Below are 331 nucleotides of genomic sequence, written 5' to 3'. Positions count from 1 at the left end.
GAGCGGCCATCCCGACCGGCCGCTGATCTACGCAAGCACCTCCAAGATCACGCTGGCGGGCGCCGGCGTGAGCTTCTTCGGCAGCTCGCCGGCCAACATCGCCTGGTACCTCGGACACGCCGCGGTGCGCGCGATCGGGCCGGACAAGGTCAACCAGTGGCGGCACGCGCGTTTCCTGCGCGACGCCGAGGGCGTGCTCGCCCACATGGAGCGGCACCGCGAGATCCTCGGTCCGAAGTTCGCGGCCGTCGATGAGATCCTCAGCGCGCGGCTCGGCGACCACGGCGTCGCTACGTGGACGCAGCCGCGGGGCGGGTACTTCGTCAGCCTC

The 331-nt window shown here is 71.3% G+C and carries 1 pseudogene; it reads left to right on the top strand.

The annotated features are described in order from the left end of the window. Positions 1-331: pseudogene (locus D9V41_RS17125) on the top strand (aminotransferase); the annotation flags it as partial.

This window comes from Aeromicrobium phragmitis (genome assembly GCF_003674095.1).
Taxonomy (GTDB): Bacteria; Actinomycetota; Actinomycetes; order Propionibacteriales; family Nocardioidaceae; genus Aeromicrobium; species Aeromicrobium phragmitis.
Note: the sequence above shows the minus strand (reverse complement) of the source record. Positions and strands in the feature narration are given on the sequence as shown.